Source organism: Candidatus Magnetaquiglobus sp. (assembly GCF_058402785.1).
The window spans coordinates 1-13,004 of the sequence record NZ_JBZVFG010000012.1 but is presented as its reverse complement, the minus strand read 5'-3'; the positions used below and the strand labels follow the sequence as shown (position 1 = coordinate 13,004).

The 13,004-nt window shown below is 59.1% G+C and carries 13 protein-coding genes and 6 tRNA genes; 2 read left to right on the top strand and 17 right to left on the bottom strand.

The window, feature by feature from the left end; genetic code table 11:
- Positions 1–178: 178 nt before the first annotated feature.
- From rpoB to ACV4UY_RS05980, 16 genes are all read right to left on the bottom strand, one after another.
- On the bottom strand, positions 179–4,270 hold the full coding sequence (gene rpoB / locus ACV4UY_RS06055) for a DNA-directed RNA polymerase subunit beta (RefSeq protein ID WP_491606738.1): 4,092 nt from the start codon (positions 4,268–4,270) through the stop codon (positions 179–181).
- A 369-nt stretch (positions 4,271–4,639) separates the two neighbouring features.
- Positions 4,640–5,023, bottom strand: coding sequence for a 50S ribosomal protein L7/L12 (gene rplL, locus ACV4UY_RS06050; protein WP_491606737.1), 384 nt, complete (start codon positions 5,021–5,023; stop codon positions 4,640–4,642).
- Positions 5,024–5,114: 91 nt separating this feature from the next.
- Positions 5,115–5,639 carry a 50S ribosomal protein L10 gene (gene rplJ, locus ACV4UY_RS06045; RefSeq protein WP_420905708.1) on the bottom strand — a complete coding sequence of 175 codons (525 nt, stop codon included), beginning with the start codon at positions 5,637–5,639 and terminating at the stop codon, positions 5,115–5,117.
- Between the two features lie 234 nt (positions 5,640–5,873).
- The gene (gene rplA / locus ACV4UY_RS06040) at positions 5,874–6,563 is read right to left on the bottom strand and encodes a 50S ribosomal protein L1 (protein ID WP_491606736.1); all 690 of its coding nucleotides are present in this window, start codon (positions 6,561–6,563) and stop codon (positions 5,874–5,876) included.
- A 104-nt stretch (positions 6,564–6,667) separates the two neighbouring features.
- Positions 6,668–7,096, bottom strand: a complete 429-nt coding sequence (gene rplK, locus ACV4UY_RS06035) for a 50S ribosomal protein L11 (protein ID WP_420905710.1) — start codon at positions 7,094–7,096, stop codon at positions 6,668–6,670.
- Between the two features lie 113 nt (positions 7,097–7,209).
- Entirely contained in the window at positions 7,210–7,740 is a 531-nt protein-coding gene (gene nusG / locus ACV4UY_RS06030; RefSeq protein ID WP_491606735.1) for a transcription termination/antitermination protein NusG, read from the bottom strand.
- A 35-nt stretch (positions 7,741–7,775) separates the two neighbouring features.
- Complete coding sequence (secE, locus tag ACV4UY_RS06025) at positions 7,776–7,979, bottom strand: preprotein translocase subunit SecE (protein WP_420905712.1); 204 nt, start codon at positions 7,977–7,979, stop codon at positions 7,776–7,778.
- Positions 7,980–8,083: 104 nt separating this feature from the next.
- Positions 8,084–8,159: transfer RNA gene (locus ACV4UY_RS06020), tRNA-Trp, on the bottom strand.
- Positions 8,160–8,171: 12 nt separating this feature from the next.
- Positions 8,172–8,414, bottom strand: a complete 243-nt coding sequence (gene secE / locus ACV4UY_RS06015; protein ID WP_491606734.1) for a preprotein translocase subunit SecE — start codon at positions 8,412–8,414, stop codon at positions 8,172–8,174.
- Positions 8,415–8,518: 104 nt separating this feature from the next.
- Positions 8,519–8,594 (bottom strand) — tRNA-Trp (locus tag ACV4UY_RS06010).
- A gap of 44 nt (positions 8,595–8,638) precedes the next feature.
- A complete protein-coding gene (gene rpmG, locus ACV4UY_RS06005; RefSeq protein ID WP_420905713.1) occupies positions 8,639–8,794 on the bottom strand; it encodes a 50S ribosomal protein L33 in 156 nt (51 codons plus the stop codon).
- A gap of 119 nt (positions 8,795–8,913) precedes the next feature.
- A complete protein-coding gene (gene tuf / locus ACV4UY_RS06000) occupies positions 8,914–10,104 on the bottom strand; it encodes an elongation factor Tu (protein WP_420905701.1) in 1,191 nt (396 codons plus the stop codon).
- Between the two features lie 113 nt (positions 10,105–10,217).
- Positions 10,218–10,292 (bottom strand) — tRNA-Thr (locus ACV4UY_RS05995).
- 83 nt (positions 10,293–10,375) lie between these two features.
- Positions 10,376–10,449: transfer RNA gene (locus ACV4UY_RS05990), tRNA-Gly, on the bottom strand.
- Between the two features lie 15 nt (positions 10,450–10,464).
- Positions 10,465–10,549, bottom strand: a tRNA-Tyr gene (locus ACV4UY_RS05985).
- Between the two features lie 117 nt (positions 10,550–10,666).
- Positions 10,667–11,227: a helix-turn-helix domain-containing protein gene (locus ACV4UY_RS05980; protein ID WP_491606733.1), complete on the bottom strand. Its 561-nt coding sequence runs from the start codon at positions 11,225–11,227 to the stop codon at positions 10,667–10,669.
- Between the two features lie 140 nt (positions 11,228–11,367).
- On the opposite strand from ACV4UY_RS05980, the gene ACV4UY_RS05975 reads away from it, so the two are divergent.
- Positions 11,368–11,967, top strand: coding sequence for a peroxiredoxin (locus ACV4UY_RS05975; RefSeq protein ID WP_491606732.1), 600 nt, complete (start codon positions 11,368–11,370; stop codon positions 11,965–11,967).
- 45 nt (positions 11,968–12,012) lie between these two features.
- Positions 12,013–12,087: transfer RNA gene (locus ACV4UY_RS05970), tRNA-Thr, on the top strand.
- A gap of 370 nt (positions 12,088–12,457) precedes the next feature.
- On the opposite strand, the gene ACV4UY_RS05965 is transcribed toward ACV4UY_RS05970, so the two are convergent.
- The gene (locus ACV4UY_RS05965; RefSeq protein ID WP_491606731.1) at positions 12,458–12,835 is read right to left on the bottom strand and encodes a hypothetical protein; all 378 of its coding nucleotides are present in this window, start codon (positions 12,833–12,835) and stop codon (positions 12,458–12,460) included.
- Between the last annotated feature and the right edge of the window lie 169 nt (positions 12,836–13,004).

Below are 13,004 nucleotides of genomic sequence, written 5' to 3'. Positions count from 1 at the left end.
AAAATAACTTGCATGATGGGGGGAGGACCCCCTCACCCCCCAACCGTGGACCTCCCTGACGGGCGCCACGGTAAGAGTCGTCGCCCCGGCGCGGTTGTATCCTGATTGGGAAGTCGCTGATTCTTGACCAGGCTCCACAAGGAGAATATCCCCGTTCGGTGCCACCCCCGGCAAAAAATCAATCTGCGGTCTTCAACTCCACATCCAACGCCAAGGATTGCAACTCCTTGATCAACACGTTGAACGACTCCGGAATGCCCGCATCAAAGGAGTCGTCGCCTTTGACGATCGACTCGTAGATCTTGGTGCGGCCCGCCACGTCGTCGGATTTGACCGTAAGCATCTCTTGCAACGTGTAGGAGGCGCCATAGGCCTCGAGGGCCCACACCTCCATTTCCCCGAAGCGCTGTCCACCGAACTGCGCCTTGCCGCCCAACGGCTGCTGGGTGACCAGCGAATAGGGACCAATGGAGCGGGCGTGGATCTTGTCGTCCACCAGATGGTGCAGTTTGAGGATATAGATATAGCCCACGGTGACCGGGCGATCGAACGGCTCGCCGGTGCGCCCGTCGATCAGACGATGCTGTCCGGACTTGGGCAGATTGGCCTTCTCCAGAAGCTCGACAATATCCTTCTCCGTGGCCCCGTCAAAGACCGGGGTGGCGATCGGCACCCCATCGCGCAGGTTGCCGCACAGGGTCAACACCTCCTCGTCGGTCAGTGCCTTGACGGCGCGCGACTGACGCGGATTGGTGAAGACGATGGAGAGCACCTCGCGCACCTGTTCGATATCCTGGGACTCCTGGGTACGGTAGGCATCGAGCGCCTCGCCGATACGCACCCCCAACCCCTTGGCGGCCCAACCGAGATGGGTCTCCAGAATCTGACCCACGTTCATACGCGACGGCACACCCAGGGGATTGAGCACGATGTCCACCACCGTGCCATTCTCCAGATGCGGCATATCCTCGACCGGGTTGATCTTGGAGATGACGCCCTTGTTCCCGTGGCGACCAGCCATTTTGTCACCGGGTTGCAGCTTGCGCTTCACCGCGATGTAGACTTTCACCATTTTCAGACCGCCGGGCGGCAGGTCGTCACCACGTTCCAGCTTTTCGACCTTGCTGTCGAACCGCTTCTTCAAACGGGCGGCAGCCTTCTCGATCTGTTCGCGGATCCCCTCGATCTGCTGGGTGATCTGATCGTCGTCCAGCACCACCGAATCCCAACGGCGTGAACCCAACTGACTCAGCAACTCATTGGTGATCTCGGTCCCGGGAGCCAGACCCGCGCCACCACGCGCACTCTTGCCAACCATCAACGCACGAATGCGGGCATCCGCGTCCAACTCGATGATGCGCCTCTCGGCAGCCATGTCCTTGCGCAGCCGGACGATCTCCTCCTGGTCGATCAATTTGGCGCGATCGTCCTTTTCCAGGCCGCGACGCGAAAAAACGCGCACATCGACGACCGTTCCGGCGACACCAGGCGGCAGACGCAACGAGGTGTCACGCACATCCGAAGCCTTTTCGCCGAAGATGGCCCGCAGGAGTTTCTCCTCCGGAGTCAGCTGAGTCTCGCCCTTCGGGGTCACCTTGCCGACCAGGATATCCCCGGCCTTGACCTCGGCACCCACATAGATGATCCCCGATTCGTCGAGATTGCGCAGCGCATCCTCGCCGACGTTCGGCATGTCGCGGGTGATCTCCTCGGGGCCGAGCTTGGTGTCCCGCGCCATGACCTCGAACTCCTCGATGTGGATCGAGGTGAAGACGTCATCGCGCACCAGACGCTCGGAGATGAGGATCGAGTCCTCGAAGTTGTAGCCGTTCCATGGCATGAAGGCCACCAGAACGTTGCGTCCCAACGCCAGTTCGCCCCACTGGGTGCTCGGACCATCGGCGATGATGTCACCCTTGTTCACCCGCTCACCGGCCCGCACCAGAGGGCTTTGGTTGATGCAGGTGTTCTGGTTGGAACGGGAGAACTTGATCAGATTGTAGATGTCCACGCCCGGCTCGGTCGCACCCGGCTCGTCATCCGCCTTGATGATGATGCGACCCGCCTCCACCTCGTCCACGATGCCGGAACGCTTGGCCACGATCGCCACGCCCGAATCCCGCGCCACCACCCCTTCCATGCCCGTGCCCACCAGAGGGGCATCGGTCTTGATCAGAGGTACCGCCTGACGCTGCATGTTCGAACCCATCAGCGCGCGGTTGGCGTCGTCGTTCTCCAGAAACGGAATCAACGCGGCGGCCACGGAGACGATCTGCTTGGGCGAGACGTCCATGTACTCGACGCGGATGGGCTCGCCCACCGTGAATTCGAGCTTGTGACGGCACTGGATCAGCTCACCGGTCAGACGCCCCTGACGATCCAAGGCGGCGTTGGCCTGGGCGATGACGTAGTTCTCTTCCTCGATGGCGGAGAGATAATCCACCTCGTCCGTGACCTGGCCACTCTCCACGCGGCGATACGGGCTCTCGATGAAGCCGAACTCGTTGATGCGCGCATAGGTGGAGAGGCTGTTGATCAGGCCGATGTTCGGACCTTCCGGGGTCTCGATCGGACAGATGCGGCCATAGTGGGTCGGATGGACGTCGCGCACCTCGAAGCCGGCGCGCTCGCGGGTCATGCCGCCCGGTCCCAACGCGGAGAGACGCCGCTTGTGGGTGATCTCCGAGAGCGGATTGGTTTGATCCATGAACTGCGAGAGCTGGCTGGAGCCGAAGAACTCGCGGATCACCGCCGAAAACGGCTTGGAGTTGAGAATGTCGTGCGGCATCAGGGAGTCGGAGTCTGCAGCGGACATGCGCTCGCGAATTGCCCGCTCCATGCGCACCAAACCGATGCGCACCTGGTTTTCCAACAACTCGCCCACGGAACGAACACGCCGGTTGCCCAGATGGTCGATGTCGTCCACCTTGCCGTGACCATCCTTGAGCTTGAGGAGGATCGACAACACGCCGATGATGTCCTCCTTGCGCAGCACGCGGACATCCAGGTCGCACTCCAGATCAAGCCGCTTGTTCATCTTCATCCGACCCACGGCGGAGAGATCATACCGCTCCGGGTTGAAGAAGAGGTTGTTGAACAGATTGGTGGCCGCATCCAAGGTCGGCGGCTCGCCCGGACGCATCATCCGGTAGATATCGATCAGCGAGTCATCGGTGGTCTGATTCTTGTCCAGCGCCATGGTATTGCGCAGATACGGACCCACGGTGGTGTAATCGATGAACAGGGTCTCGATCTCCTGAATCCCCGCATCCTCGAAACGAACCAACAGATCCTCGGTCACCTCGCCACCCGCCTCGGCGATCAGATCCCCTTCGGCGGTGTGCATGTCGTGGGAGAGGAAACGCCCGATCAGATCCTCGGCAGGCACCGGCAGCCACTCCAGGCCGAGCTGCTGGATTTTCTTCACCGCCCGCGCCGTAATCTTGCGCTTGGCGCTCACCAACTCCTCGCCACTCTCCGGATCGACGATGGCATAGTTGAAACGGCTGCCCATCAGGCGCTCGAAGTCGAGCTTCTTCTCCCAGACCACGCCCTGCTTGCGATACCGCTCGGAATCGTGGAAACGGTTGAGGATCTCCTCGCCCGACATGCCCATGGCACGCAGAAGGGTCGTCACCGGCAACTTGCGCCGACGGTCGATGCGCGCGTAGACGATATCCTTGGGATCGAACTCGAAGTCGAGCCAGGAGCCACGATAGGGAATCACCCGCGCCGAGAAGAGCAACTTGCCACTGGAGTGGGATTTGCCCTTGTCGTGGTCAAAGAAGACGCCCGGCGAACGGTGCATCTGCGAGACGATCACGCGCTCGGTGCCGTTGACGATGAAGGTGCCGGTGGCGGTCATCAGGGGCATCTCACCCAGATAGACCTCCTGCTCCTTGATCTCGCGCACCGAACGGGTTCCGGCGTCCTCGTTCTCCTCCCAGATCACCAGGCGGAACGAGACCTTGAGCGGCGCCGAAAAAGTCATTCCGCGCTGCAGGCACTCGTCCACCTCATACTTGGGCTCGCCAAGCTGGTAACGGACATATTCGAGACTGATGGTGTTGGAATAGTCCTGGATGGGGAAGACCGACAGGAAGACCCCGTGCAATCCCATGTCACGGCGCAGATCCGGGTCAACTTCTTCCTGGAGGAAGCGTTGAAAGGACTGGGTCTGGATGGCGATCAGGTTGGGAATGTCGATGATGGTCGGGATGCGGCCGAAGTTCTTGCGCAGCCTTTTCTTTTCAGTGAACGACAGAGCCATCGGAACTCCTGGAACGACCTGTTTGGAAACAAAACATGGGACTCGCGCGCAGTGGGAACAGGGGGTCCCCACGCCAACTACCCGCACCTAGTCCCGGCGATCATGCACGGTATTGCGCCACATCCTGTTGGCGCGATGGGAATCTTGGTGACGGAGCATCCCCAGGGGAGCGACCCTCCGGAGTATGATCCAAGACCAACCCATCCACCCGACTGACCTCAACATGCCCTCGGATACGAAATGGCCGAACAGCGTGGCATGACTTTCAATATTGAAATTTCTCAAACGCCACAAATGCCAAGACCCGCCGCGCGATCCGAACTCCATTTCCTCGTGGATCGCGGGCGGGAACCTGACAAAAACGTGGAATTACTTGATCTCGACCTTGGCGCCGGACTCTTCCAGCTCTTTCTTGAATTTCTCGGCATCGGCCTTGGAGACACCCTCCTTGACCGGCTTCGGCGCGGCCTCGACCAGATCCTTGGCCTCTTTCAGACCCAGGCTGGTGATGGCGCGCACGGCCTTGATGACGTGAATTTTCTTGTCTGCCGGCACATCGGCCAGGATGACGGTGAATTCGGTCTGCTCTTCCACCGGGGCAGCGGCCTCGGCGGGAGCGGCGGAAGCGGCCACGGCAACCGGAGCGGCAGCGGAAACACCGAAGCGCTCTTCCAGGGCCTTGACCAGCTCGGCCAGTTCCAGGACCGTCATGGTTTCGATGGCGGAAATCAGTTCTTGTTGCGACAGAGCCATGTTCTTTCTCCAATCATATCGATCGCGCCATGCGCGAATTTTGTGAATGACAAGCCCAGTCCCCCACCTGGAGTCCAGGCCAGGGTAAGGGTCAAGCGGCTTGTTTCTCTTTTTCCTCGCGGATCCGGTCGAGCACGCGCACGAAGCTGGCGGGCACGGCGGCCAGGACACCGACGATGTTCTGCACCGGGTTCATCATGGTACCGAGCAGACGAGCCAGCAGCACCTCGCGCGAGGGCAGCTTGGAAAGCTCGACAATCTCCGCCGGGTTCATGAAGACGCCGTTGAGAACGCCTCCCTGCACGATCAGCAGGGGATGCTTCTTGGCAAATTCCGTGAGCACCTTGGCCGGGGCCACGGGATCCTTGGAGAAGGCCAGGATCGTGGGACCGGTGAGAACCTTACCCAACGGCTCGAACTGGGATCCCTGGATCGCTCGCCGGGTCAAGGTGTTCTTGACAACCCGCAACTCCGCGCCAGCGGCACGAATTTCACGCCGCAAACGGGTCATCTGGGCCACGGTCATGCCACGGTAGTGAGAGGCGATGGCCACCTGCGAACGGGCCATGCTCTCCTGGACCTCTTGGATGATCACTGATTTTTCGGTTTGGTTCACCGACTGTGCTCCTTTCTGGCTGAGTTGGTGCGCCCCCCATCCCTGTCAAGGGTTGGCCAGGTCGCCGGTTTTCGTGTCTCGTACCAACAAAAGCGTCCCCAACCAGAGGATATTCCGCATGATTGGTCTCGGCGGGCCGAAGCTGATTTCCATTAAGAGGCGCGTCATGCACGCCTCACCCGCTGTCTTGGACGAATTCAAACCGGTGGCGCGCTCCCGAACGGGAACCGCGGGTCACACCGTATGCACATCCACCCGCACGCCCGGCCCCATGGTCGAAGAGACGGTCACCTTCTTCACATAGGTGCCTTTGACCACGGTGGGACGCTGCTTTTTGAGCTGGCCCACAAGGGCACGACAGTTGTCGCTGATCTTGTCGGCATCGAAGGAGACCTTGCCCACGCCGGCGTGGATGATACCCGCCTTCTCGACGCGGAAGGCCACCTGACCGGCCTTGATGGACTTGATGATGCCGGCCATGTCGAAGGTCACGGTGCCGAGCTTCGGGTTGGGCATCAGGCCACGGGGTCCCAGAACACGTCCCAGGCGACCCACGATGCCCATCACATCGGGGCAGGCGACGACGCGATCGAACTCCAGCCAACCCCCTTGAATCTTTTCGACCAACTCATCCGCGCCGACATAATCGGCTCCGGCGGCCTGGGCCTCCTGGGCCTTGTCACCCTTGGCAAAGGCGAGGATCCGAACCGTCTTGCCGGTACCATGGGGCAACTCCACCGTGCCGCGAACCATCTGATCGGCATGCCGGGGATCAACGCCCAGATTGACCGCGATCTCGACCGACTCGTCGAACTTCGCGTTGCTCTTCTCTTTCACCAGACGCACCGCGTCTTCCAGCGTGAACTGGGTGGTACGGTCAAGACCCTCCCAAAGAGCTTTGATCCGTTTACCGCGCTTGGCCATGACTCGCTCCTCGATTCTTTTTCAAACGTGCATGATGTGGGGTATCCCCCTCACCCGCCAACCGTGGCCTCTTCCGCCGGAAGAGCCTCGGTCGATCCATCCACTCACACCACTTCCAGCCCCATGGAACGGGCCGAGCCGGCGATGATCCGCTTCGCGCCTTCCAGATCCTTGGCGTTCAGATCCACCATCTTGGTTTCGGCGATCTGTGCCACCTGATCCCAGGTCACCTTGCCGATCGGACCACCCTTGCCGGGCTTCACCGCGCCCTTGGGCACGCCGGATGCCTTGCGCAGCAGATAGGTGGCCGGCGGGGTCTTGATCTCGAAGGTGAAGGTTCGATCCGCGTAGACCGTGATCAACACCGGGGTCGGAGCCAGAGGCTCCAACGTCTGGGTACGGGCATTGAAGGTCTTGCAGAACTCCATGATGTTCAGGCCGTGCTGACCCAGAGCCGGTCCCACGGGCGGGCTGGGCTTGGCCGCGCCAGCCGGGCATTGCAATCTGACATACGCTGTGATTTTCTTGGCCATTTTGGCGAATCCCCAATCTGTGACACCATATCTTGAAAGCGTGAATTACCATGAACTCCCGCCAGGGAGATCCATGGTCGGGGGGTGAGGGGGTTCTCCCCCCATCATGCAAATTACAGCTTTTCGACCTGAACGAAATCCAACTCCACGGGTGTTGCGCGTCCGAAGATGCTCACCGAGACCTTCAAACGTGTCTTGTCCTCATCCACCGCCTCCACCACGCCGTTGAAGGAGACGAACGGACCATCGGTCACACGTACGCTCTCACCCACCGCGAAGGTGACCTTGGGCTTGGGTTTTTCCATGCCCACCTCGACTTGATGAAGGATCTTTTCCACCTCACGCTCGGACAACGGCTGCGGGCGTCCTCCACCACCGAGAAAGCCGGTCACCTTGGGAATGGCGTTCACCAAGTGCCAAGTCTCGTCGTTCAACTCCATCTTGACCAGGACATAACCAGGGAAGAACTTGCGCTCCGAGGTCACCTTGTGACCGCCACGCAACTCAACCACCTCTTCCGAGGGGACCAGGATCGACTCGAACAACTCCCCGGAACCGGTCAGTCGCACACGCTCCTCAAGGGTGCTCTTGACCTTTTTCTCAAATCCCGAGTAGGCGTGAATCACATACCACTGTTTGGCCATGGTTGTCCTTTTTCTTTGTGCGCGGTCCCAAGCCGTCAACCGATGATCTGACGCACGACGAGCGCCAGGATCGCATCCACCATCCACAAGAACAGAGATACCAGAACCACCATGCCGAATACGACGATGGTCGTGTTCATCGTATCCTTCCGGGTAGGCCAAACCACCTTGCCGACCTCGGCACGCACCTCAGTCAGGTAGGTTCTGAATTGGGCGATCCGCCCGCTGTCATTGATCATGGAGTGATTCTTACGGTGAGGAAGGCAAATGAATGTTGGACCTTAAGCACCAGCACCATCGGAACCCCGGTCAAGGGGCCTTCAAGCCGATACGCCATACACATTGGCAGGACAGGAGGGACTCGAACCCCCAACCGCCGGTTTTGGAGACCGATGCTCTACCACTTGAGCTACTATCCTAATCCAACATGTTCACGTCGCGCCCCAGGGACGCGACGTGATATCTACTTGATCTTTCATGATCTGACGCACGACGAGCGCCAGGATCGCATCCACCATCCACAAGAACAGAGATACCAGAACCACCATGCCGAATACGACGATGGTCGTGTTCATCGTATCCTTCCGGGTAGGCCAAACCACCTTGCCGACCTCGGCACGCACCTCAGTCAGGTAGGTTCTGAATTGGGCGATCCGCCCGCTGTCATTGATCATGGAGTGATTCTTACGGTGAGGAAGGCAAATGAATGTTGGACCTTAAGCACCAGCACCATCGGAACCCCGGTCAAGGGGCCTTCAAGCCGATACGCCATACACATTGGCAGGACAGGAGGGACTCGAACCCCCAACCGCCGGTTTTGGAGACCGATGCTCTACCACTTGAGCTACTATCCTAATCCAACATGTTCACGTCGCGCCCCAGGGACGCGACGTGATATCTACTTGATCTTTCCTTCCTTGTGCAGGGTATGCTTGCGGCACGCCGAACAGAACTTCTTGAGCGCCATTTTTTCCGGCTTGTTCTTTTTGTTCTTGTCGGTCGTATAATTGCGCCGCTTGCACACTTCGCAACAGAGGCTGATCAGGTCACGCATCTATCTCTCCCAGTTCCCTGGCTGCTTTCTGTCTTGGCATCGATCGTCGGTTCGAACCGATCCGGCGGACAATGAGCCGAACACCCGAGGATGTTCGGCCATCGCACGCGAGCCACGACTTACTTCATGATTTCCGAAACAACACCCGCGCCCACGGTCTTGCCGCCTTCGCGAATGGCGAAGCGCAGTCCCTTCTCCATGGCAATCGGTGCGATCAGTTCAACTTCCATGGCGATGTTGTCGCCCGGCATCACCATTTCCACGCCCTCGGGCAGATTCAGCACACCGGTCACATCCGTGGTGCGGAAATAAAACTGCGGGCGATAGTTGGTGAAGAACGGGGTATGACGACCACCTTCCTCCTTGGAGAGGATATAGCACTCGGCCTTGAACTTGGTGTGCGGGGTGATCGAGTTCGGCTTGGCCAAAACCTGACCACGCTGCACATCCTCGCGCTTGATGCCACGCAGCAGCACGCCGATGTTGTCGCCCGCCTGACCTTGATCCAACAATTTGCGGAACATCTCGACGCCGGTGCAGACCGAGTTCGTCGTATTCTTGATGCCGACGATGGAGACGTTCTCACCCACCTTGACGATACCGCGCTCCACGCGACCGGTCACCACCGTGCCACGACCGGAAATGGTGAACACATCCTCGATCGGCATCAGGAAGGCTCCATCCAGAGGACGCTCCGGTTGCGGGATGTAGGCATCCACCGCATCCATCAGCTTCTGGATCGCGCCGGAACCCATCGGGCCGGTATCCCCCTCCATGGCCTTCAACGCCGAACCGATCACGATCGGGATTTCGTCGCCCGGGAAGTCATAGCTCGACAGCAGCTCACGCACCTCCAGCTCGACCAACTCCAGCAGTTCCGGATCATCCACCTGGTCGGCCTTGTTCATGAAGACCACCAGCGAGGGAACACCCACCTGACGGGCCAACAGGATGTGCTCGCGGGTCTGCGGCATCGGGCCATCGGCGGCAGAGACCACCAGGATGGCGCCGTCCATCTGTGCGGCACCGGTGATCATGTTCTTGATGTAGTCCGCGTGACCGGGGCAGTCCACATGCGCATAGTGGCGCTGATCGGTTTCGTACTCCACATGGGCGGTCGAGATCGTGATACCACGAGCCCGCTCCTCGGGAGCCGCGTCGATCTGGTCATACGCCTTGAACTCGGCCAGCCCCTTGGTCGCCAGATGCTTGGTGATTGCCGCCGTCAGGGTCGTCTTGCCATGGTCAACGTGACCGATGGTGCCGATGTTGACGTGCGGTTTGTTTCGATTGAATTTCGCCTTGGCCATGACAATCTCTCCGCTGGGACTCTGCAATCTCGAATAATGGACAAAAACTTAGAAAATAAAAAAATGCCCCGAGACTGAAGTCGCGGGCTTGAAAAGTTCAGAAAAATATAGAGTGGAGCCCATGCTCGGGATTGAACCGAGGACCTCTTCCTTACCAAGGAAGTGCTCTACCACTGAGCTACATGGGCGAAACAGCACTGCATACCAGAATCTACCAAATTCTTCACTCCAAGGCCAGGATCATCTGCATACGCCCTGGTTGAAATGCTTTTGGAGCGGGCGGGGGGAATCGAACCCCCATGATCAGCTTGGAAGGCTAACGTTCTACCACTAAACTACGCCCGCTTGCTCTGGCGAGATTGGTGGAGGGGGGAGGATTCGAACCTCCGAAGGCTGAGCCGGCAAATTTACAGTCTGCTCCCTTTGGCCGCTTGGGAACCCCTCCCTAAGCCCATCTCGTTCAACCGGGTCCTGAAAAATACGGCCTTCAGGATTGGCCTCGGTTGAGCTAGAAACATTTAAACGTCGCACGGTCGAAAGTCAAGATCATTTGTGCAGAGGATCACTTTTTTTCCGGATCGATCGCCAGGATGGTCATGATGCCCCGCGCCACCTGACGTGTCGAGAGGTTGCGGTAGTGGTGCTGGGCGTTGCCGTGAAAGCAGGCGGTTTGTCCCGCGCCGACCCTGGCCCGCTCTCCACCCACCTCCAGCTCCACCTCTCCTTCCAGAACGTGGAGATACTCTTCGCTACCGGGAAGATGGGGCTTTCCCGCGTAGCCCCCACCCGGTTGCAACGTGAAGGACCATTGCGTCAGGTGCAGCATGTTGGATGGCGTCACCATCATCGCCTGATATCGCCCCTCTCCGGACTCCACGCGCCGCATCTGATCCACCGGCAGAACCCGAATGAAACGACGCGAGGCATCCACCAACTGATCAAGCGTCATCTCCAGCGCGCAGGCGATCTTGAAAACCACGGCCAGGCTCGGATTGGCATCGTCCTTCTCCACCGTGGCGAGAGTCGCCCTGGGAATCCCGGCCAGATCGGCCAACTGCTGCTGGGTGAGCTTCCGTTGCCGGCGAATCGAACGGATTCGCGTACCAACCAGATTGGTGATCATGTTGGCATTCGCCTCCGCTTGACAATCTGACAACAAAATTGACAGCATATTGATTTTCCGCTTGACGCAAACCAGCGACTCGGCGCACAGTAGCCTCCATTGTATCTAAGCAAAACTGTTATTACAGGAGAAAAAATCACATGAGCGTTCTGGTCACCCAACCCGCACCCGACTTCACCGCCAAGGCCGTCATGCCCGACAACAGCATCGCCGACGCCTTCACCCTCTCCTCGCTGCGCGGCAAGTATGTGGTGTTGTTCTTCTATCCCCTGGACTTCACCTTCGTCTGCCCCTCGGAAATCATCGCCTTCGACCACCGTTTGAACGAGTTCAAGCAGCGCAACGTGGAGGTGGTCGGCGTGTCGATCGACTCCCACTTCTGCCATCTGGCCTGGAAGAACACCCCGATCAATCAGGGTGGCATCGGCAATGTCCAGTATCCGCTCGTGGCCGACCTCACCAAGGAGATCGCCAAGAGCTACGATGTGCTGTTGGGTGCCGGCATCGCCCTGCGCGGCTCCTTCCTGATCGACCGTCAGGGTATCGTCCGCCATCAGGTGGTCAACGACCTCCCTCTGGGCCGCAACATCGACGAGATGCTGCGCCTGGTCGATGCCTTGCAGTTCACCGAAGAGCACGGAGAGGTCTGCCCGGCGGGCTGGAACAAGGGCAAGGCCGGCATGAAGGGTTCGACCGCCGGTGTGGCCGAATACCTGGCCAACCACGCCAGCGATCTGTAATCCCTTGACAAAGCGACGCGGTTTGTCCTATCCTTGATTGGATAAGCCGCTTTAGCTCAGGGGTAGAGCAGCTCACTCGTAATGAGCAGGTCCTCGGTTCAATTCCGAGAAGCGGCTCCAAAGAAATCAACGGCTTACATCGGTTTCGGTGTGAGCCGTTTTTTTTTGATGTAGCCACAGTATAGCCACTTGGTGGAAATCGGCGTCTTTGTCAAAACCCTGACAGGGTTGAACTTTCCTCTTCCAGGATGAATGCCCGTCCCTCTGGATGAAGACGAGATAATGACCTTCAATCTGGCTGAGAGTCATTCCACAGGCCCACGAAATCAGGATCCGCCAGGGGTAAGGATTTTTTCCGTACCCTTTCGCATAAGCCGCCCGCAAGAACGGGCGCCCCCCGACGTCTCATCACCTCCAGACAGATGGCCGCCATCCCTGGCAGCCGTATGCATGTTCCTCGCGCCAGCATCAACGCTGGCGGACGTGTTGGTCATAAGAGCTTCTGTTGCGGCCCGATCCATCCCTTGATCAGATCTTTCGTGAGACTCATCCGAAACAGCGTATCACCAGCGATGGTGACGGCCCGGACCAGCACGGCTTGCAGATCGTCCAGGAAGGGCAACAACTCATCCGGATCGATCTTCTGTCCGGCGTCGCGACGATCAAAGGCAAGCATGCGCAGTTCCCTCAACAGCGCCTCGCCATCATCAAAAGATCGCATGTCGGAAAGCTGGTGCCGCTTCTGGTACGACTCGGGAGAGGCGTTCCCTTGGCCGGGGAACAGATCGGCATCCACAAGGCGCAACTTGCCTTTCTCGGATACCTGGATGCGGATGGTGCGGGATGGGGTGGGGGTGTTCGTGGGCATGGCGTTTGTCTCCTTTTCGGGGATGGTGAATGAACCGGGTGCCGAAAACCGACAAACGACGGCGCGCTTCTTTCCCCTTGCGGGGTATTGTATCCACGCACACCCGGCCAAGAGTTGTCAAGCGACACGCAAAACTGACCCCCTTGCGACACGCAAAATTGACCCCCTC